We start from the raw sequence: 16,792 nt of genomic DNA, 5'->3' as shown, positions 1-16,792 counted from the left end.
ATACGGCTCCTCGATCCACTCGGATCGGGGAGCCGTGCTCGTTGCGGCCCGCCGCTAACCTGCCGTGCGTGCCTGATCTGCTCTGGTATGCCGCCTATGGCTCCAACCTCTCTGCGGCGCGCTTCGGGCATTACCTGGCCGGTGGCCGGCCGGAGGGCGCGGCACGCACGATGGCCGGAGCCCGCGACGCCACGCCGCCGCGGGACACCCGCGCGCTCGAGCTCCCGGGCAGCATCTTCTTCGGCTGGGAGTCGCCGACCTGGGGCGGGGGGATCGCGTTCTACGACCCGGATCGCACCGGCCGCGCGCTCGCGTCGGCATACCTGATCTCCCGCGAGCAGTTTGTCGACCTGCTGCATCAGGAGATGCACCGGGAGGTCGGCGACGACCTGGATCTCGGACCGCTGTGGGACAGCGGGGGCCAGGATCTCGGTCCGGGCCGATACGAGCGATTGCTCCGGGTCGACGAACTCGAGGAGCTGCCGGTCGTCACCTTCACCTGTCCGCGCGATCAACGACCCGCGGTGAACCCGCCGGCGGACGCCTATCTCACCGTGATCGCGCGCGGTCTGGCCGAGACGCACGCGCTCGACGCCGATGCGATCAGCGCGTATTTCGTTGCGCTGGAAGGGGTTTCGCAGACGCCAGAGCACCTGCGCCAGGTGGTCCGGGCCGCGCTCGGGTGACCTATTGGTTCAGCCCGTGAGCGCGCGGATGAGCCGCAGCCGTTCGACATGGGTCTCGGTAGTACTTGATCGTCGCGATCGGCACCCCGGTGCGCGCCGCCAGTTCGGACAGGGTCATGCGAGTGCTCCTCACGACGCGCGGATAGCAGTGCTCTCCCATCATGCGGGCATACTGGAAGCCTCGAATCGTGCGGAGTGATGAGTGTGCTGACCGTGGTGCTGGTCCTGCTCGTCGTGTGCGGCTCGGTCTATCTTTTCGGGGTCCTGCTGTATGCCGTCGCGCCCTACCTCGGCGCCCAGGAGCTCGACCCAGCGCAGCGGTATGCCGCGCGCAAGGCTGCGCTCGCCGCCCCGATGTGGCCGGTCACCGCACTGCGGGAGAACCGCCGCGAGCGCGAGGAGCAGCGACGCGCGGCGCACGCCCAGCTGAACGAGTCGATGGTGCAGCAGGCCGAGCGGCTGCTCGCGGAGTTCGCCGAGGCGCGGCGGCTCGATGGGGCCGCGCGCGCCGCCCGTGAGGAGCACGAGCGGTTGGCCGACGACCGCTGAGCTAGCCGCCGGTGCGACTACGCGCCGGCCGCGCCGCGCCGCTGACCCGCGACGTGGGCGCGAGCGAGCACCTCGGTGAGCTTGTTGGCGCCGGCGACGACGGTCGCGGCGTGCAGGCGGCCCGGCTGGCGCGAGACGCGCTCGATCGGGCCGGAGATGGACACCGCGGCGATGACGCGCCCGCTCGGCGAGCGCACCGGCGCCGACACCGAGGCGACGCCCTGCTCCCGCTCGCCGACACTCTGCGCCCAGCCGCGGCGGCGCACGCCGGACAGCATGGTGGCGGTGAACTTGGCACCCTGCAGCCCGCGGTGCAGGCGGTCCGGCTCCTCCCAGGCGAGCAACACCTGGGCGGCCGAGCCGGCGAGCATCGACAAGGTCGCGCCGACCGGGATCGAGTCGCGCAGGCCGACCGGCCGGTCCGCGGCAGCGACGCAGATGCGCTGGTCGCCCTGGCGCCGGAACAGTTGCGCGCTCTCGTTGGTGTGGTCGCGCAGCGCGCCGAGGACGGGACCGGCCGCGGCGAGCAGCCGGTCTTCACCCGCGGCAGACGCGAGCTCCGCCAGGCGCGGACCGAGCACGAACCGGCCCTGCAGGTCGCGGGCGACCAGCCGGTGGTGCTCGAGCGCGACCGCCAAGCGATGGGCGGTCGGCCGCGCCAGTCCGGTGTGCGCCACCAGCTGAGCGAGCGTGGAGGGACCTGCCTCCAAGGCCGAGAGGACGACGGCGGCCTTGTCCAGGACGCCGACACCGCTAGAGTTGTCCATGTGATGATATTGCCGTCTCAGGAAGCGAGACGCAAGTCCTCGGGCGGAACCGCCGAGAGAACCTCGTCACGGAACGTTTCGACGCAGGGAGGATGAGCCGTGGGTAAGACGCTCGCCGAGAAGGTATGGGATCAGCATGTGGTGCGCAGGGCCGAGGGGGAGCCGGACCTGCTCTACATCGACCTGCATCTGCTGCATGAGGTGACCAGCCCGCAGGCCTTCGACGGCTTGCGCCTCGCGCAGCGCCCGGTCCGCCGGCGCGATCTCACCGTCGCCACCGAGGACCACAATGTGCCGACCACCGCCGGGCCGATCTCGGACCCGGTGAGCCGCACCCAGGTGGAGACGCTGCGCCGCAACTGCGAGGAGTTCGGCATCCGGCTGTTCCCGATGGGCGACGCCGAGCAGGGCATCGTGCACATCATCGGGCCCCAGCTCGGGCTCACCCAGCCCGGTATGACGATCGTCTGCGGCGACAGCCACACCTCCACCCACGGCGCGTTCGGCGCGCTGGCCTTCGGCATCGGCACCAGCGAGGTCGAGCACGTGCTCGCCACCCAGACCCTGCCGCTCAAGCCGTTCCGCACGATGGCGATCACCGTCGACGGTGACCTGCCCGAGGGCGTCACCGCCAAGGACCTCATCCTCGCGGTGATCGCCAAGATCGGCACCGGTGGTGGGCAGGGCTACGTGCTCGAATACCGCGGCGAGGCGATCCGCAAGCTGTCCATGGAAGCCCGGATGACGATCTGCAATATGTCGATCGAGGCCGGTGCCCGGGCGGGCATGATCGCTCCCGACGACACGACCTTCGACTACCTGCGCGGCCGCGATTACGCACCGCAGGGTGAAGCCTGGGAGGAGGCGGTCGCCGCCTGGCGCCAGCTGGTCACCGACGACGACGCCGTCTTCGACGCCGAGGTCCACATCGACGCCACCGAGCTGTCGCCCTTCGTCACGTGGGGCACCAACCCGGGCCAGGGCTTGCCGCTGTCGGCGAATGTGCCTGTGCCCCAAGACATTCCGGACGACGCCGAGAGGTATGCCGTCGAGAGCGCCATCGCGTACATGGGCCTGACCCCCGGGACGCCGCTCAAGCAGATCAGCGTCGACACGGTCTTCCTCGGCTCGTGCACCAACGGCCGGATCGAGGACCTGCGGGCGGCGGCCGACGTGCTGCGCGGCCACCGGGTGGCCGAGGGCGTGCGCATGCTGGTCGTGCCCGGGTCGGCTCGCGTCCGGCTGCAGGCCGAGGCGGAGGGACTGGACCGGGTGTTCGTCGACGCGGGTGCCGAGTGGCGGCTCGCCGGGTGCTCGATGTGTCTGGGCATGAACCCCGATCAGCTCGCCCCCGGCGAACGCAGCGCGTCCACCTCCAACCGCAACTTCGAGGGCCGGCAGGGCAAGGGTGGCCGCACCCACCTGGTCAGCCCGGTCGTCGCCGCGGCGACCGCGGTCCGCGGCACGCTGTCCAGCCCCGCCGACCTGCCCGCGCCGGCCACCGTCGCCTGAGAGGAGCCACGCCGATGGAACGTTTCACCACCCACACCGGAGTCGGAGTCCCGTTGCGCCGCAGCAACGTCGACACCGACCAGATCATCCCCGCGGTCTACCTCAAGCGAGTCACCCGCACCGGCTTCGAGGACGGACTCTTCGCCGCCTGGCGGGCCGACGAGTCGTTCGTGCTCAACCAGGAGCCCTTCCGCGCCGGCTCGGTGCTGGTCGCCGGGCCCGATTTCGGCACCGGCTCCTCGCGCGAGCACGCCGTCTGGGCCCTGATGGACTACGGCTTCCGGGTCGTGCTGAGCTCGCGCTTCGCCGACATCTTCCGGGGCAACTCCGGCAAGTCCGGGCTGCTCACCGCGCAGCTGCGGCAAGAGGACATTGAGTTGCTGTGGAAGCTGCTTGAGAACCACCCGGGCACGCAGGTCACCGTCGACCTGCAGGAGCGCACCGTCACCTGCGGCGAACATGTCTTCGCCTTCGAGGTCGACGACTACACCCGCTGGCGGCTGCTGGAGGGGCTGGACGACATCAGCCTCACCCTCCGACACGCGCAGGAGATCGAAGATTTCGAGGCGCACCGGCCGGCATACAAGCCGCAGGTCGAGATCGCCTGACCCAGAGGGCATCCAGGCGAGCCGCACCTTCAATTTGGTTGCGGCACAACGGATTTCACCGAAACGCACCGGTCGGGCCGGCTCCGCAGGGAGCTGGCCCGACTGCCGTTTGGGCTCCCAAAGGCGTTGCGGGACAACAACATGCGTGCCCCAGATGGTTGCCGACGCGTTGTCTTCGGCCTACGGTCTGTGCTATCCGCAACCGCGGACCAGTCAGCACCGGCTCGAAGCCGGATCGCGTCCTACTGAGGGGATGAACGTGAACAAGGCAGAGCTCATTACGAGCATCGAGTCCCGACTCGGCGGCAAGAAGGCCGCCACCGACGCCGTCGAGGCGGTCCTCGACGCGATCATTCGTGAGGTCGCCCGGGGGAACAAGGTCGGCATCACCGGCTTCGGCACCTTCGAGAAGGTCACCCGCGCCGCCCGCACCGGCCGCAACCCGCGCACCGGCGAGACCGTGCCGATCAAGCGCACCTCGGTGCCGAAGTTCAAGGCCGGCACCAACTTCAAGGCCGTCGTCGCCAAGCCGTCCAGCCTGCCCAAGACCGGCAACGCCGGCGGCCGCACCGCCACCAAGGCCGCCGCCGGCACTACGGCGAAGAAGGCGACCACCAAGACCGCCGCCAAGAAGTCGACCGCCAAGAAGGCCACCCCGGCCAAGAGCACGGCCAAGAAGGCCACCGTCAAGAGCACCGTGAAGAAGGCCACCCCGGCCAAGAGCGCCGCCAAGAAGACGGTCGCCAAGAAGACCACTCCGGCCAAGAGCGCCGCGAAGACCACGGCGAAGAAGACCACCGCCAAGAAGTCGACCGCGCGTCGCACCGCCAAGAAGGCCTGAGCCACGAGCGATCGGGCCCCGGTGACCACCTGGTCGCCGGGGCCCGTTGCTGTCAGCGGATCCGCTGACCCGGGCCGACGCCCTCGATCCACAGCCGGCTGATCGCGCCGCCGGCGAGTTCGAGGTGGAGCCGCTGCCCGACCCGCAGGTGGCGCAGGTTGGCTGCCGCGACCACGTCGGCGTCGAAGGGCAGCACCCGTCCGTTGTCGGTGATCACCGACCCGGCACCGGTCGCCGGGTCGATCTCGTGCACCGTCGCCTGCATCGCTCAGCTCGCCTCCTCGCCGTCGATGCCCAGCACCGCGGCGGTATGCCGTCCGAAACCCATCCGGTATGCCGCCCGCAGCCCGGGCAGGTCGTCCACATCGTGCCGCAACTGTGGCAGGTCGAGGTCGAGCACGGTGGCCCGGCGGGCATGCCGAGCCGCCGAGCCCGGCCCGAAACTCGGGCGCAACCGGGCCGCGTCGTGGTGCGCCAGCAGCACCGTGCCGAGTCCCGAGGAGTCCGGCACGACGGCGGATTCGGCTGCGGCACAGGCGCGCAGGCCGGCATACAGCACCTCGGGGGTGAGGGTCGGCAGGTCGGCGAGCAGCACGGCGCCCGCCCGGCCCGGAGCATTCGTGGTCACCCAGGCCAGACCCGCCTCGATCGCCGGGTTGAGGCCGCGGCCGGGGTCGGGCAGCACGACGGTGCCGCGTTCGCGCATCACCAGCCCGACCCGGTCGTCCGCGGTCACCACCACCACCTGCGCGGCCGGCACGACCTGAAGCACCACCTCGAGGGTGTCCAGTGCCATGGCGTGCGCGAGCTCGGCTCGCGCGACGCCCTCGGGCGGTTGCAGGCGCGACTTGCTGAGCATGCGGTCCTTGACCGGCACGACGAGGAACCAGGTGGAGGTGAGCGCAGCCACGCACGGCATCGTGTCAGATCCCGAGGTCCGGCTCCTGCGGGTGGTCAGAGGCGGTTACCGTGGCACGCGCACGAACCGCGGAAGGAAAGCATCGATGGCACGCACGGCAGTCCTGGGCAGCGGCAGCTGGGGCACGGCGTTCGCCTCGATCGTCGCCGACGCCGGTGGCGAGGTGCGCCTGTGGGCGCGGCGCCCCGAGCTCGCCGAGCGGATCAACGCGACCCACGCCAACCCCGACTACCACCCCGGCCTGCGGCTGCCGGACAGCGTGACCGCAACCGCAGACGTGGCCGAGGCCACCGACGGCGCGGACATGGTGATCATCGCGGTGCCCTCGCAGAGCCTGCGCGAGAACCTGCTCGCCTGGGGTCCGGTCTTCCCCGACGACGTGCCGGTCGTGTCGCTGATGAAGGGTGTCGAACTCGACACCAACAAGCGGATGAGCCAAGTCATCGCCGAGGCCGGCGACATCGACCCCGCCCGGATCGTGGTGGTCTCCGGGCCGAACCTCGCCGGCGAGATCGTCGAGCGTCAGCCGGCCGCCGTGGTGGTCGCCTCCAGCAGCCCCCGCGCCCGCGCCCGGGTCGCCGAGGCCTGCGCGACGCCATACTTCCGGCCCTACCTGGGGGCGGATGTGGTCGGCACCGAGATCGCCGGTGCCACCAAGAACGTCATCGCGCTCGCCGTCGGGATGGCGCACGGGATGGGCATGGGTGACAACACCACCGCCAGCCTGATCACCCGTGGGCTGGCCGAGACCGCCCGGCTCGGCACGGCCCTCGGCGCCGACCCGCAGACCTTCCTCGGGCTGGCGGGGGTCGGTGACCTGGTGGCCACCTGCGCCTCGCCGCTGTCGCGCAACCGCACCTTCGGTTATGCGCTGGGGCAGGGCAAGAGCCTCGCGGAGACCATCGCCGCGACCAAGCAGGTCGCCGAAGGCGTGAAGTCCTGCCGGTCGATCCTGGCGCTCGCCCAGCAGGCCGGTGTCGACGTGCCGATCGTGGAGAACGTCGAGGCCGTGCTCTACGAGGGCCGCTCGACCCGGGATGTCGTCGGCTCGCTCATGTCGCGGGCGCGCAAGCTCGAGACCTCCTGAGCGCGGCGTCGAGATCGCGCCACAGGTCCTCGACGTCCTCGATGCCGACCGACAGCCGGACCAGGTCCGCGGGCACGGTCGGCGGCTCGGTCGGGTGACGCCGCCGGCGCTCGAGCATCGACTCGACGCCGCCGAGGCTGGTCGAGGGCAGCCACACCTCGACCGCCCGCTCGAGTGCTTCGGCCGCCGCTTGGTCGCCGCCGAGTTCGATGGCGATCATCGCGCCGCGGTCCGGATAGCGCACCCGGCTCACCGCGGGATGAGTCGCCAGCCGTTGCGCGAGGACCCGGGCGTTGTCGCAGGCGCGGTCCCAGCGCACGTGCAAGGTCCGCAGGCCGCGCAACGCGAGCCAGGCCTCCATCGGCCCCGGGATGCCACCGTGCAGGGTGCGGTGGGCGAGCAGCCGCTCGTGCAGCGCGTCGTCGCCCACGACGACCGCACCGAGGACGAGGTCGGAATGCCCAGCGAGATATTTGGTCACCGAGTGCATGACGAGGTCGGCGCCCGATTCCAGTGGGCGCTGGTCCAGCGGCGTGGCAAAAGTGTTGTCGCACACCGAGATTGCCCCGTGGGCACGCGCCGCGTCGCAGAGCGCGCGCAGGTCGGCGATCTCGAGCATCGGGTTGGTCGGCGACTCCAGCCACACGACGTCGGCGCCCGCCATCGCCTGGACGTATGCCGAGGTGTCCTCGATGGGTGCCCGCCGGACCTGCCAGCCCCGCTGCTCGGCATACTGCGAGAGCAGGGCACCGGTGCCGTTGTAGCAGTGCTGCGGCGCGACCACGGTGGCCCGCTCGGGGGTGAGCGACAGCGCGGCGGCGATGGCCGCCATACCGCTGGCGAAGCTCAGCGCACGGCCGCCTTCGAGCTCGCCGAGCGCGTCCTCCAGCTCGGTCCAGGTGGGATTGCCGAACCGGCCGTATGCCGGGGCCTCGCCCGCGACATACGTCGAGGTGAAGGTGACCGCCGGCCCGACGGGCGCGCCCGGGACGCGCGGCGGACGGCCTGCGGCCACGACCCGAGTGGCGGGCGAAAACTCGTGCGACATGTGGTTAGGCTCCCAGACGATGAACGCCAACCTGCCGGACCGTCCGGATCGCAAACCCGTCGTCGCCGTGGTCTTCGGCGGCCGCTCCGCCGAGCACGCGGTGTCCTGCGCCACCGCAGCGAGCGTGCTGGAAGCGATCGATCGGGATCGCTTCGACGTGCTGCCGGTCGGCATCACCCCGACCGGGCGTTGGGTGCTGATGGCCGACGATCCCGAGCCGCTGCGTCTCACCGCTGCCCGCACCCCGCAGGTCGAGGGCGAGCGCGAGGTCATCATCACGCCGGACCCCGACCACCACGAGCTGATGGTGCGCGAGCCGGGCGACGCCCCGCGCGAGTTGTCGCAGGTCGATGTGGTCTTCCCGCTGCTGCACGGGCCGTTCGGTGAGGACGGCACCCTGCAGGGCATGCTCGAGCTCAGCGACACCCGCTATGTCGGCTCCGGCGTCGCGGCCTCCGCGGTGATGATGGACAAACACCTGATGAAGGTCGTCTTCCGCGCGGCGGGGTTGCCGGTCGGGCCGTACGTGCTGATCACCGACAAGGAATGGCGTCGCGACCCGAGCGCCTGCCTCGAACCGGTCGCGGCGCTCGGCTGGCCGGTCTTCGTCAAGCCGGCGCGGGCCGGGTCCAGCGTCGGGGTCAGTCGCGTCACCGGGCCGGATGAGCTGCGCGACGCGGTCGAGTACGCCCGGCAGTTCGACCCCAAGGTGCTCATCGAGGGCGCCGTCGTCGGCCGCGAGGTCGAATGCGGCATCCTCGAAGGTCGCGGCAGCAACCCGCCCCGCGCCTCCAAGATCGGTGAGATCACGGTGGCGACGGGGGAGCACACCTTCTATGACTTCGAGGCGAAATATCTCGACGGCTCGGCCGCGCTCACCTGCCCCGCGGACCTGCCCGACGAGACGGCGGCGCAGATCCAGGACCTGTCGGTCAAGGCCTTCGATGCGGCCGGCTGCGAGGGTCTGGCGCGCGTCGACTGGTTCTACGGACCGGACGGCACACTCACGCTCAACGAGATCAACACGATGCCGGGCTTCACGCCGGCCTCGATGTATCCGCACGTCTGGGCGGCGTCCGGGCTGAGCTACGCCGAGCTGATCACCGAGCTGATCGAGCTCGCGCTGGAGCGCCGGGTCGGCCTGCGCTGAGCGTCGTCGGCGGCAGCGGTCAGCTACAGCGATCCGGGCCCTGCGGGATCTGCGCCGCCGCCTCGGCGAAGGCGCCCAGCACGAGCGGTTCGGGGGAATAGGCCGAAGGCACCAGCACCTCGATGGCCGGGTCCCGTCCGAAGGTGACGAAGGCCTTGCCGTCGGACAGATCGCGCATCACCCAGTCCACCCCGCTGGCCGAGACGCACTCGGTGCTCGGCCCGGGCGGGGCGACCCCGCACCGCGCGATGATCGCCGGATCGCCCCAGGCGTGCACGGTCGGGTCGTCCGGTGTCACCGTGCGGACCGACGTGCCGGCCACGGTCGAGGGCCACCGCTGGGCGACCTTCCCGCACGCGGCGTCCGCCGACCGTGGCCCGGCCGACACCGCCACGCTGTCGCTGCCGCACGCGCTCAGCATCGTGGCGGCGAGCGCCGCGGCGAGGATCAGACGTGGACGACGGTGCACGTCAGCGTGCGCGCGATGCCCCGGACGTCCTGAATCTTGGCGATGACCAGCTTGCCCAGCTCATCGACCGTGCCGGCCTCGATCCGGGCGATCACGTCATACGGACCGGTGACGTCTTCGGCGGTCACGACACCGGCGATCGCGGCCACATCGGCGGCGACGCTCTGGGCCTTGCCGACCTCGGTCTGGATCAAGATGTAGGCCTGGACCATGGGTCACCTCTGCCTTCGGTTGGTCGCGGTGGGTGCGGACGGTGCGACAGACGCTACCGTGCGGTTGTCCACGGCGGCAGAGCGGGAGGAGGGCCGGTGCAGTGACCACCCTGGCGCAGTTGTCCGAAGAGCAGATCCTCGCCCGGATCCTGCCGCATTTCGCGGCCTCCAGCGACGTCCTGCTCGCGCCCGGTGACGACGCGGCCGTGCTGCGGGCGTCCGGAGCGGTCGTGGTCACCACCGACTCGATGGTGCGCGGGCTGGACTGGCGCGACGACTGGTCGTCGGCGTCCGATGTCGGCCGCAAGGTCGTGGTCCAGAATGTCGCCGACATCGCCGCGATGGGCGCGCGGTGCACCGGCCTGGTGGTGGCGCTCGCGGCCGCGCCGGCCACCGAGATCGCCTGGCTGGAGGAGTTGGCCACGGGCATCGCGGCCGCGGCTGCCGAGGCCGGCACCAGCGTGGTCGGCGGTGACCTGTCGTCCGCGCCCGCCGGGGTCGTGGTGATCACGCTGACCGCGCTCGGCGACCTGGGCGGCCGGGCACCGGTGCTGCGCTCCGGGGCGCGGGTCGGCGACGTGGTGGCCGTGTGCGGCTCGCTCGGGCGTTCCGGCGCCGGTCTCGCGCTGTATGCCGATGCCGCCGACCGTCCCGAGCAGAGCGCGGCTGCCGCCGTGCTGCGCGAGGCGCATCGCACCGCCGGGCGACCGCCCTACGAGGCCGGTCCCGCTGCGGCCGACGCCGGCGCCACCGCGATGCTCGATATCTCCGACGGGCTGGTGCGCGACGCCGGGCGCATCGCGGCCGCCTCGGGTGTGGGCATCGCCCTGGACCGGGCGGCGCTGGAGCGGGAGGTCGACGGGCCGATCCGCGAGGTCTTCGGCGCCGACGGGCTGCCGTTCGTGCTGACCGGTGGCGAGGAGCACTCCCTGCTGGCGACCTTCCCGCCGGGCGGTGTGCCGTCGGCTGAGCCGTCCTGGCGGGCGATCGGCGAGGTGACGGCGGGCACCGGGGTGAGCCTGGACGGCATACCGCAGACCGGTGGCGGCTGGGACCACTTCGCTCAACGAAAAAGCCGGCCCGAAGGCCGGCTCTCACGATGAAAGGGGGTGCGGTCAGCGCTTGACCTTGCCCGCCTTCAGGCACGAGGTGCAGACGTTGAGACGCTTCGGGGTCACGCCCGCGTCGCCCACCAGCGCCTTCACGCGCTGGATGTTGGGGTTCCAACGACGCTTGGTGCGGCGGTTCGAGTGCGAGATGTTGTGACCGAAGCCGGGTCCCTTGCCGCAGACGTCGCAGGTGGCAGCCACGGTGATCTCCTAGGTTCAAAACGATTCGAGTGCGCCCGCGGCCGTCCGCGACGAAGCACGGCAGGAAGTGCGGGAACCACGCAAGACTACCGAAGGCTCCGGTCATGCTCCAAACCGACGAAGGTGACGGATAGCCTTCCCCCGATGAGCCTGGACCACCTCGACCTGCACGCGCTGCGGCGCTGGATCGTCGCGGCGCGCACCGATCTGGCGGTGCACGAGGAGGATCTCAACGGGCTCAACGTGTTTCCCGTGCCGGACGGTGACACCGGCACCAACCTGCTGCTCACCCTCGACGGCGCGCTCGGCTCGCTGACCTTCACCGAACCCGATGACCTGCGCGCGGCAGCCGAAGCGCTCGCGCAGGCGACCCTGATGGCCGCTCGTGGCAATTCCGGGGTGATCCTGTCCCAGATCGCGCGCGGCGTGGCCGAGGTCTTCGCCGAGGCCGATGGCCGCCCGCTCGGCGCCCGCGACCTGGCCGGGGCGCTGCGCCGCGCCAGCGACTACGCCTGGCGCAGCGTCAGCCGGCCGGTGGAGGGCACCATCCTCACCGTCGCCGCGTCGGCCGCGGACGGCGCCGAACAGGTGGCGGTCGACGGCGACCTCGCCGCCACCGCCGACGCGATCGTCCGGTCGGCTCGCTCGGCCCTGCTGCGCACCACCGAGCAGTTGCCCGCTTTGGAGCGGGTCGGCGTGGTGGACGCCGGGGGAGCGGGTCTGCTCATCGTGCTCGAGGCCCTGCAGCGGGTGGTCGCCGGCGACCAGATGCCGCGGCGTTCGCTCGCCGATCGGCCGGAGTGGTTGCCGCAGCGTCTGCCCGCAGCCGGAGCGGCCGGTGAGTGCGGCACGGCCGGTGAGGGCGGGCCGGCATACGAGGTGATGTACCTGCTGACCGACTCCGACACCGCGCGCGTCGACGCGCTGCGCACCACCCTCGACGGCATCGGCGACTCGCTGGTGGTCGCCGGCAGCGAGCCGACCTGGTCGGTGCACGTTCACGTCGACGACATCGCCGCCGCCGTCAACGCTGGTGTCGAGGCCGGGCGCCCGCACCGCTTCCGGGTGGTGCGCTTCGCCGACGAACTCGAGCAGCGCGCGGCCGCCACCCAGGACCGGCGCACGGTCGTGGTCGCGGTGATCGACGACGCTCCCGGGCTGAAGACCTACGCCAAGGAGCACGGCCTGCTGGTGGTGTCCGCCGATGCTGGCCGGCTGGCGCGGTCGAGCGCCATCCGCTCGATCCGCGAGGGAGGACCCGAGGGCGTCGTGCTCCTCGCCGACGGGCAGCGGTCGGCCGAGACCGCGCGTGTGCTGCGAAAGTCGTTGGTGGACAAAGGAGTTCGCGCCATCGTCCCGGACTGCTCGGGCCCGGTCGAGCTGTTGGCGGCGAGCAGCGTGGTGGTGCCCTCCGATCCTCCGGACCGTGTCGACCGCGCAGTGAACGACGCCTTGTCCGACCTGCGGATCGGCGAAGTGGGCGGCGACGCCTCGGGTGAACCGCTGCGGCTCGCTGCCGCCCTGCTGGCTGATCTGGTCACCGACGAGACCGAGATCGTCACGCTGGTCACCGGCCGGGGCGCTCCGAAAGCGCTGGCGGACACGCTGCGGTCGGACCTGGTGCGCCGCCGGGCCGATCTGGAGGTCGTGGTCGTGGCCGGTGGTGGTGCCGCGCCCTTGCTTGCGGTCGGGGTGGAGTGATGGTCGATCGAGTCACCCGCTTCACCAAGGTCGCCGATCTCGCCGGGGCCGCGAAGCTCAAGGGCAAGCGGGGCATCGAGTTCGCCGGCGACGTGCTCGACCTGCTGCCGCGCAAGTATCTCGACCGCAATGTCGCGGGCCGGTTCGCCGACTTCGCCCCGGGCGACGCCGTGGCATTGATCGCGACCGTCACCGAGGCGAAGACCCACAAGATGCGACAGCGCAAGGGCTCGATGCTCACCGCGACGATCGTCGACGCCGACGGCACGAAGGCCGGCCTGGTCTTCTTCAACACCTATGTCGCAGGCGATCTCAAGCCCGGCACGACCGCGCTGTTCATGGGCACCCTCGGCTACTACAAGGGCCAGTTGCAACTGGCGCACCCGTCCTACAGCTTCATCACCGACACCGACATCTATCCCGGCGAGGTGATCCCGATCTACCCGGTGATGAAGGGCGTCAACGACCTCAACATGGCCCAGGTCGTGCGCTACTTGCTCGACTGCTGGGACGACCCGGACCCGGTGCCCGCCGAGATCCTGCACGCGCACGGGCTGGTGAGCGAGCACGAGGCCTACCGGATGATCCATCGGCCGATCGACAAGGTCGAACCACACCGTGGCCGTCGCCGGCTGCGGTATGACGAAGCCCTCGTCGTGCAGACCGCCCTGGCCGCCAGGCGCGCCGCCTACGACCGCGAGACCTCCACGCCGCGCCGCCCCCGCGAGGGCGGGCTGCTCGCGGCATTCGACGCCCGGCTGCCCTTCGAGCTCACCGCCGGCCAGCGCGAGGTCGGTGAGCGCATCGCACAGGACATGGCCGGCGAGCGCCCGATGCACCGGCTGCTGCAGGGTGAGGTCGGCTCGGGCAAGACCATCGTGGCGCTGCGGGCGATGCTCGCCGCGGTCGACTCCGGCGCCCAGGCGGCCTTGCTGGCGCCCACCGAAGTCCTTGCGGGACAACATGATCGGTCGATCCGGGCGATGCTGGGGGAGCTCGCCGAGGGCGGCATGCTCGGGGGAGCCGAACACGGCACCAAGGTCGCACTGCTCACCGGCAGCATGTCCAAGGCGGCCCGCGAGCGCGCCCTGCTCGGCATCGTCACCGGCGAGGCGGGCATCGTCATCGGCACCCATGCGCTGATCCAGCAGGGCGTGGACTTCGACGACCTCGGGCTGGTCGTGGTGGACGAGCAGCACCGCTTCGGGGTCGAGCAGCGAGATGCGTTGCGGGGCAAGGCAACTCATCCACCCCACGTGCTCGTCATGACCGCGACACCGATCCCGCGCACGGTGGCGATGACGGTCTTCGGCGACATGGAGACCTCGGCCCTCACCCAGTTGCCGGCCGGGCGGGCGCCGATCGTGTCCCATGTGGTGCCGGCGGCGAAGGCCGGTTGGCTGCAGCGCACCTGGCAGCGACTGGCCGAGGAGGTGGCGGCCGGTCATCAGGGTTATGTGGTCTGCCCGCGGATCGGTGACGACGACGAGGGGGACGCGCAGGCGGCATACGGTGACGACGACGGCGAGGAGAGCGAGAAGCGGCCGCTGCACGGCGTCGTGCAGACCCTCGAGCAATTGCGCGCGGAGCCCGCGCTGGCGGGCGTGCGGCTGGAGATGCTGCACGGCCGGATGCCGGCCGAGGAGAAGGACGCGGTGATGCAGGCCTTCGGGCGCGGCGAGATCGACGTGCTGGTGTCGACCACCGTGATCGAGGTCGGCGTGGACGTGCCCAATGCCACGGCCATGGTGATCCTGGATGCCGACCGGTTCGGCATCTCCCAGTTGCATCAATTGCGCGGCCGGGTCGGGCGTGGCTCGGCCGGTGGCCTGTGCCTGCTGGTCACCGACGCCGAAGCGGGACAGACCTACGAACGGCTGGAGGCGGTCGCGGCCACCACCGACGGTTTCGAGCTGGCCGACCTGGACCTGTCGCTGCGCCGCGAGGGCGACATCCTCGGCGCGAACCAGAGCGGCCGGCGCACGCAGTTGCGGCTGCTGCGGCTCAGCCACCCCAAGGACGTCGAGCTGATCGAGGCGGCCCGCGACGACGCCACCCGGCTCATCGCCGAGGACCCCGACCTGTCCGGCCACCCGGCGCTCAAGGCCATGCTGGCCCGCCGGCTGGACGATGAGCAGGCCGCCTTCCTGGAGCGCGGCTGATGACGCGGATCATCGCGGGCACCGCGGGCGGTCGCCGGATCGCCACCCCGCCTGGCTCGGGCACCCGCCCGACGAGCGACCGCGTGCGCGAGTCGTTGTTCGCCCGGCTGCAGTTCCTGGAGGCGATCGAGGACGCGACCGTGCTGGACCTGTATGCCGGATCCGGCGCCCTCGGTCTGGAAGCCGCCTCCCGCGGCGCGTCCCGGGTGGTGCTCGTCGAGCGGGACCGCCGGGCCGCGGACGTCTGCCGGCGCAACGCCCGCGAGCTGGCCCTGCCGCAGGTCGAGGTGCGCGCGGAGAAGGTGGAACGGTTCCTCGAGGGCGACGGCGGCCCGGCATACGACCTGGTCTTCCTGGACCCGCCCTACGACCTGGCCGACCACACGCTGGCGGCGGTGCTCGAGCGGCTGGTCGGCCGGCTGGCCGAGGACGCGGTGGTGATCGTCGAGCGGTCCAGCCGGTCGCCGGAGCCGGTGTGGCCGGTGGGCATCGAGGTCCTTGGTCCGCGCGCCTACGGCGAGACGACGATCTGGTATGCCGAGTACCTGCCGGAGGGCGAGATCGCGTGAACTGTGAGATGGTCGCGCCATGAGCACTCTTGGCACCCTGAGCGGCGACCCGCGCCGGTGCGTGTGCCCCGGCTCCTACGACCCGATCACGATGGGCCACCTCGACGTGCTGGAGCGTGCCGCGCGGCTGTATGACGAGGTCGTGGTGGCGGTGTTGTTCAACCCGGACAAGCAGGGCACCTTCAGCCCGGAGGAGCGGCTTGGGCTGATCGAGGAGTCGGTGGCCCACCTGCCGAATGTCCGCGCGCAGTCCTTCGGCCGCCGGCTGGTCGTCGACGTGTGCCAGGAGCTTGACGCGGGCGTCCTGCTCAAGGGACTGCGCAGCAACAGCGACTGGGACTACGAGCTGCCGATGGCCCAGATGAACCGCGAGCTGAGCGGCGTGGAGACGATGTTCCTGCCGGGCAATCCGGCACTCAGCCATTACTCCTCCTCGCTGATCCGGACCTGTGCCGCCCTGGGAGCCGATGTCTCGGCGATGGTGCCGCCACCGGTGCTGCAGCCGCTGCTCGCACGGCTGCGGCCCGCGGGTTTGGGAAACGAGCCGGGCGACCGGTAGCCTTGTGTGTCGGTCTTTCGTCCGTATGACGGGGACCGTCCCCACGCTGACACCGACCCTGATAAGGCCATGCATCTCGACCCGCGCAATCCCCTCGTCCTTGACACCAAGGAGCTGGGTCGGCGGCCGGGGCAGATGGCCGAAGTCGAGCGCGACGTGCCGGCGCCGGATCACCTCGGCACCGAGGTCATCGCAGTCCCGGAGGGCCAGCCGGTCCACCTCGAGCTGCGGATGGAATCGGTGGTCGAGGGTGTGCTGATCTCGGGGACGGCCACGGCGACGGCGACCGGTGCCTGCGTGCGGTGCCTGGAGCAGGTGGACGTCCCGGTGGACGTGTCCTTCCAGGAGCTGTTCGCCTACACCGATCGCGCCGCGCACCACCATGAGGTGAGCAGCGACGACGACGACCTGTACGAGCTCGACGGCGACCTCGCCGACATCGAGCCCGTGCTGCGGGATGCGGTGGTGCCTGCACTGCCCTTCCAGCCGGTATGCCGGGAGGATTGCCCGGGTCTGTGCTCCGAATGCGGGGCGCGCCTGGCCGACGACCCCGGTCACCACCATGAAGTGATCGACCCCCGGTGGTCGGCGCTGGCCGCGTTGGCGAGCGACGACTCCGACACCGACGAGAGAAGGAACTGAC

At 71.2% G+C, this 16,792-nt stretch carries 20 protein-coding genes; 13 read left to right on the top strand and 7 right to left on the bottom strand.

Features of this window, described 5'->3' with window-relative positions; translation table 11 throughout:
- Window positions 1–68: 68 nt before the first annotated feature.
- Together G9U51_RS01655 and G9U51_RS01650 are read left to right on the top strand one after the other, a co-directional pair.
- Window positions 69–686, top strand: a complete 618-nt coding sequence (locus G9U51_RS01655) for a histone deacetylase (protein WP_166192120.1) — start codon at window positions 69–71, stop codon at window positions 684–686.
- Between the two features lie 198 nt (window positions 687–884).
- On the top strand, window positions 885–1,235 hold the full coding sequence (locus tag G9U51_RS01650; protein WP_166192117.1) for a hypothetical protein: 351 nt from the start codon (window positions 885–887) through the stop codon (window positions 1,233–1,235).
- 17 nt (window positions 1,236–1,252) lie between these two features.
- On the opposite strand, the gene G9U51_RS01645 is transcribed toward G9U51_RS01650, so the two are convergent.
- Entirely contained in the window at window positions 1,253–2,002 is a 750-nt protein-coding gene (locus G9U51_RS01645; protein ID WP_166192114.1) for an IclR family transcriptional regulator, read from the bottom strand.
- Between the two features lie 99 nt (window positions 2,003–2,101).
- Between G9U51_RS01645 and leuC the strand changes: the two genes are divergently transcribed.
- The 3 genes from leuC to G9U51_RS01630 all read left to right on the top strand — a co-directional run bounded on the left by leuC (window position 2,102) and on the right by G9U51_RS01630 (window position 4,963).
- Window positions 2,102–3,514: a 3-isopropylmalate dehydratase large subunit gene (gene leuC / locus G9U51_RS01640; RefSeq protein ID WP_166192111.1), complete on the top strand. Its 1,413-nt coding sequence runs from the start codon at window positions 2,102–2,104 to the stop codon at window positions 3,512–3,514.
- 14 nt (window positions 3,515–3,528) lie between these two features.
- Window positions 3,529–4,122: a 3-isopropylmalate dehydratase small subunit gene (leuD, locus tag G9U51_RS01635; RefSeq protein ID WP_166192108.1), complete on the top strand. Its 594-nt coding sequence runs from the start codon at window positions 3,529–3,531 to the stop codon at window positions 4,120–4,122.
- A 253-nt stretch (window positions 4,123–4,375) separates the two neighbouring features.
- Window positions 4,376–4,963: an HU family DNA-binding protein gene (locus tag G9U51_RS01630; protein WP_171715548.1), complete on the top strand. Its 588-nt coding sequence runs from the start codon at window positions 4,376–4,378 to the stop codon at window positions 4,961–4,963.
- A gap of 52 nt (window positions 4,964–5,015) precedes the next feature.
- On the opposite strand, the gene G9U51_RS01625 is transcribed toward G9U51_RS01630, so the two are convergent.
- On the bottom strand, window positions 5,016–5,228 hold the full coding sequence (locus tag G9U51_RS01625) for a hypothetical protein (protein ID WP_166192102.1): 213 nt from the start codon (window positions 5,226–5,228) through the stop codon (window positions 5,016–5,018).
- Window positions 5,229–5,231: 3 nt separating this feature from the next.
- Window positions 5,232–5,873, bottom strand: a complete 642-nt coding sequence (cofC, locus tag G9U51_RS01620) for a 2-phospho-L-lactate guanylyltransferase (RefSeq protein ID WP_166192099.1) — start codon at window positions 5,871–5,873, stop codon at window positions 5,232–5,234.
- Window positions 5,874–5,967: 94 nt separating this feature from the next.
- Here cofC and G9U51_RS01615 point away from each other — a divergent pair, with 94 nt between their 5' ends.
- On the top strand, window positions 5,968–6,969 hold the full coding sequence (locus G9U51_RS01615) for an NAD(P)H-dependent glycerol-3-phosphate dehydrogenase (RefSeq protein ID WP_166192096.1): 1,002 nt from the start codon (window positions 5,968–5,970) through the stop codon (window positions 6,967–6,969).
- On the opposite strand, the gene G9U51_RS01610 is transcribed toward G9U51_RS01615, so the two are convergent.
- Window positions 6,935–8,017 carry a trans-sulfuration enzyme family protein gene (locus tag G9U51_RS01610; RefSeq protein WP_166192093.1) on the bottom strand — a complete coding sequence of 361 codons (1,083 nt, stop codon included), beginning with the start codon at window positions 8,015–8,017 and terminating at the stop codon, window positions 6,935–6,937. The two genes, G9U51_RS01615 and G9U51_RS01610, sit on opposite strands and share 35 nt — an antisense overlap.
- Window positions 8,018–8,036: 19 nt before the next feature.
- On the opposite strand from G9U51_RS01610, the gene G9U51_RS01605 reads away from it, so the two are divergent.
- Window positions 8,037–9,167 (top strand): D-alanine--D-alanine ligase family protein, encoded by a 1,131-nt coding sequence (locus G9U51_RS01605; RefSeq protein WP_166192090.1) that lies wholly within the window; start codon window positions 8,037–8,039, stop codon window positions 9,165–9,167.
- A 19-nt stretch (window positions 9,168–9,186) separates the two neighbouring features.
- Here the strand turns inward: G9U51_RS01605 and G9U51_RS01600 are convergent, their stop codons facing one another.
- Window positions 9,187–9,636: a DUF3515 family protein gene (locus G9U51_RS01600; protein WP_166192087.1), complete on the bottom strand. Its 450-nt coding sequence runs from the start codon at window positions 9,634–9,636 to the stop codon at window positions 9,187–9,189.
- Window positions 9,615–9,848 (bottom strand): Lrp/AsnC ligand binding domain-containing protein, encoded by a 234-nt coding sequence (locus G9U51_RS01595; protein ID WP_166192084.1) that lies wholly within the window; start codon window positions 9,846–9,848, stop codon window positions 9,615–9,617. Before G9U51_RS01595 ends, G9U51_RS01600 begins: the two co-directional genes overlap by 22 nt.
- Window positions 9,849–9,949: 101 nt before the next feature.
- Here G9U51_RS01595 and thiL point away from each other — a divergent pair, with 101 nt between their 5' ends.
- Complete coding sequence (gene thiL / locus G9U51_RS01590; RefSeq protein ID WP_166192080.1) at window positions 9,950–10,951, top strand: thiamine-phosphate kinase; 1,002 nt, start codon at window positions 9,950–9,952, stop codon at window positions 10,949–10,951.
- A 12-nt stretch (window positions 10,952–10,963) separates the two neighbouring features.
- On the opposite strand, the gene rpmB is transcribed toward thiL, so the two are convergent.
- Entirely contained in the window at window positions 10,964–11,158 is a 195-nt protein-coding gene (gene rpmB, locus G9U51_RS01585) for a 50S ribosomal protein L28 (protein ID WP_166192077.1), read from the bottom strand.
- Window positions 11,159–11,302: 144 nt separating this feature from the next.
- Between rpmB and G9U51_RS01580 the strand changes: the two genes are divergently transcribed.
- From G9U51_RS01580 to G9U51_RS01560, 5 genes are all read left to right on the top strand, one after another.
- Window positions 11,303–12,859 carry a DAK2 domain-containing protein gene (locus tag G9U51_RS01580; protein WP_166192074.1) on the top strand — a complete coding sequence of 519 codons (1,557 nt, stop codon included), beginning with the start codon at window positions 11,303–11,305 and terminating at the stop codon, window positions 12,857–12,859.
- On the top strand, window positions 12,859–15,021 hold the full coding sequence (locus tag G9U51_RS01575; RefSeq protein WP_166192071.1) for an ATP-dependent DNA helicase RecG: 2,163 nt from the start codon (window positions 12,859–12,861) through the stop codon (window positions 15,019–15,021). Before G9U51_RS01580 ends, G9U51_RS01575 begins: the two co-directional genes overlap by 1 nt.
- Entirely contained in the window at window positions 15,021–15,590 is a 570-nt protein-coding gene (rsmD, locus tag G9U51_RS01570; RefSeq protein WP_166192068.1) for a 16S rRNA (guanine(966)-N(2))-methyltransferase RsmD, read from the top strand. Before G9U51_RS01575 ends, rsmD begins: the two co-directional genes overlap by 1 nt.
- A gap of 19 nt (window positions 15,591–15,609) precedes the next feature.
- Window positions 15,610–16,149: a pantetheine-phosphate adenylyltransferase gene (gene coaD, locus G9U51_RS01565; RefSeq protein ID WP_166192065.1), complete on the top strand. Its 540-nt coding sequence runs from the start codon at window positions 15,610–15,612 to the stop codon at window positions 16,147–16,149.
- Window positions 16,150–16,218: 69 nt separating this feature from the next.
- Window positions 16,219–16,791, top strand: coding sequence for a YceD family protein (locus G9U51_RS01560; RefSeq protein ID WP_235945286.1), 573 nt, complete (start codon window positions 16,219–16,221; stop codon window positions 16,789–16,791).
- Window position 16,792 lies beyond the last annotated feature (1 nt).

The organism is Metallococcus carri, from assembly GCF_011440275.1.
In the GTDB taxonomy this organism is placed as follows: domain Bacteria; phylum Actinomycetota; class Actinomycetes; order Actinomycetales; family Dermatophilaceae; genus Metallococcus; species Metallococcus carri.
The sequence above is the reverse complement of the archived record's forward strand: the minus strand, read 5'-3'. Positions and strand labels throughout refer to the sequence as shown.

Excerpts from the sequence above, each read along its gene's own strand:
- G9U51_RS01650 (WP_166192117.1), top strand. The coding sequence starts at position 885 with ATGAGTGTGCTGACCGTGGTGCTGGTCCTGCTCGTCGTGTGCGGCTCG.
- G9U51_RS01645 (WP_166192114.1), bottom strand. The coding sequence starts at position 2,002 with ATGGACAACTCTAGCGGTGTCGGCGTCCTGGACAAGGCCGCCGTCGTC.
- leuD (WP_166192108.1), top strand. The coding sequence starts at position 3,529 with ATGGAACGTTTCACCACCCACACCGGAGTCGGAGTCCCGTTGCGCCGC.
- G9U51_RS01630 (WP_171715548.1), top strand. The coding sequence starts at position 4,376 with ATGAACGTGAACAAGGCAGAGCTCATTACGAGCATCGAGTCCCGACTC.
- G9U51_RS01625 (WP_166192102.1), bottom strand. The coding sequence starts at position 5,228 with ATGCAGGCGACGGTGCACGAGATCGACCCGGCGACCGGTGCCGGGTCG.
- G9U51_RS01615 (WP_166192096.1), top strand. The coding sequence starts at position 5,968 with ATGGCACGCACGGCAGTCCTGGGCAGCGGCAGCTGGGGCACGGCGTTC.
- G9U51_RS01610 (WP_166192093.1), bottom strand. The coding sequence starts at position 8,017 with ATGTCGCACGAGTTTTCGCCCGCCACTCGGGTCGTGGCCGCAGGCCGT.
- G9U51_RS01605 (WP_166192090.1), top strand. The coding sequence starts at position 8,037 with ATGAACGCCAACCTGCCGGACCGTCCGGATCGCAAACCCGTCGTCGCC.
- G9U51_RS01595 (WP_166192084.1), bottom strand. The coding sequence starts at position 9,848 with ATGGTCCAGGCCTACATCTTGATCCAGACCGAGGTCGGCAAGGCCCAG.
- G9U51_RS01580 (WP_166192074.1), top strand. The coding sequence starts at position 11,303 with ATGAGCCTGGACCACCTCGACCTGCACGCGCTGCGGCGCTGGATCGTC.
- G9U51_RS01575 (WP_166192071.1), top strand. The coding sequence starts at position 12,859 with ATGGTCGATCGAGTCACCCGCTTCACCAAGGTCGCCGATCTCGCCGGG.
- rsmD (WP_166192068.1), top strand. The coding sequence starts at position 15,021 with ATGACGCGGATCATCGCGGGCACCGCGGGCGGTCGCCGGATCGCCACC.
- coaD (WP_166192065.1), top strand. The coding sequence starts at position 15,610 with ATGAGCACTCTTGGCACCCTGAGCGGCGACCCGCGCCGGTGCGTGTGC.
- G9U51_RS01560 (WP_235945286.1), top strand. The coding sequence starts at position 16,219 with ATGCATCTCGACCCGCGCAATCCCCTCGTCCTTGACACCAAGGAGCTG.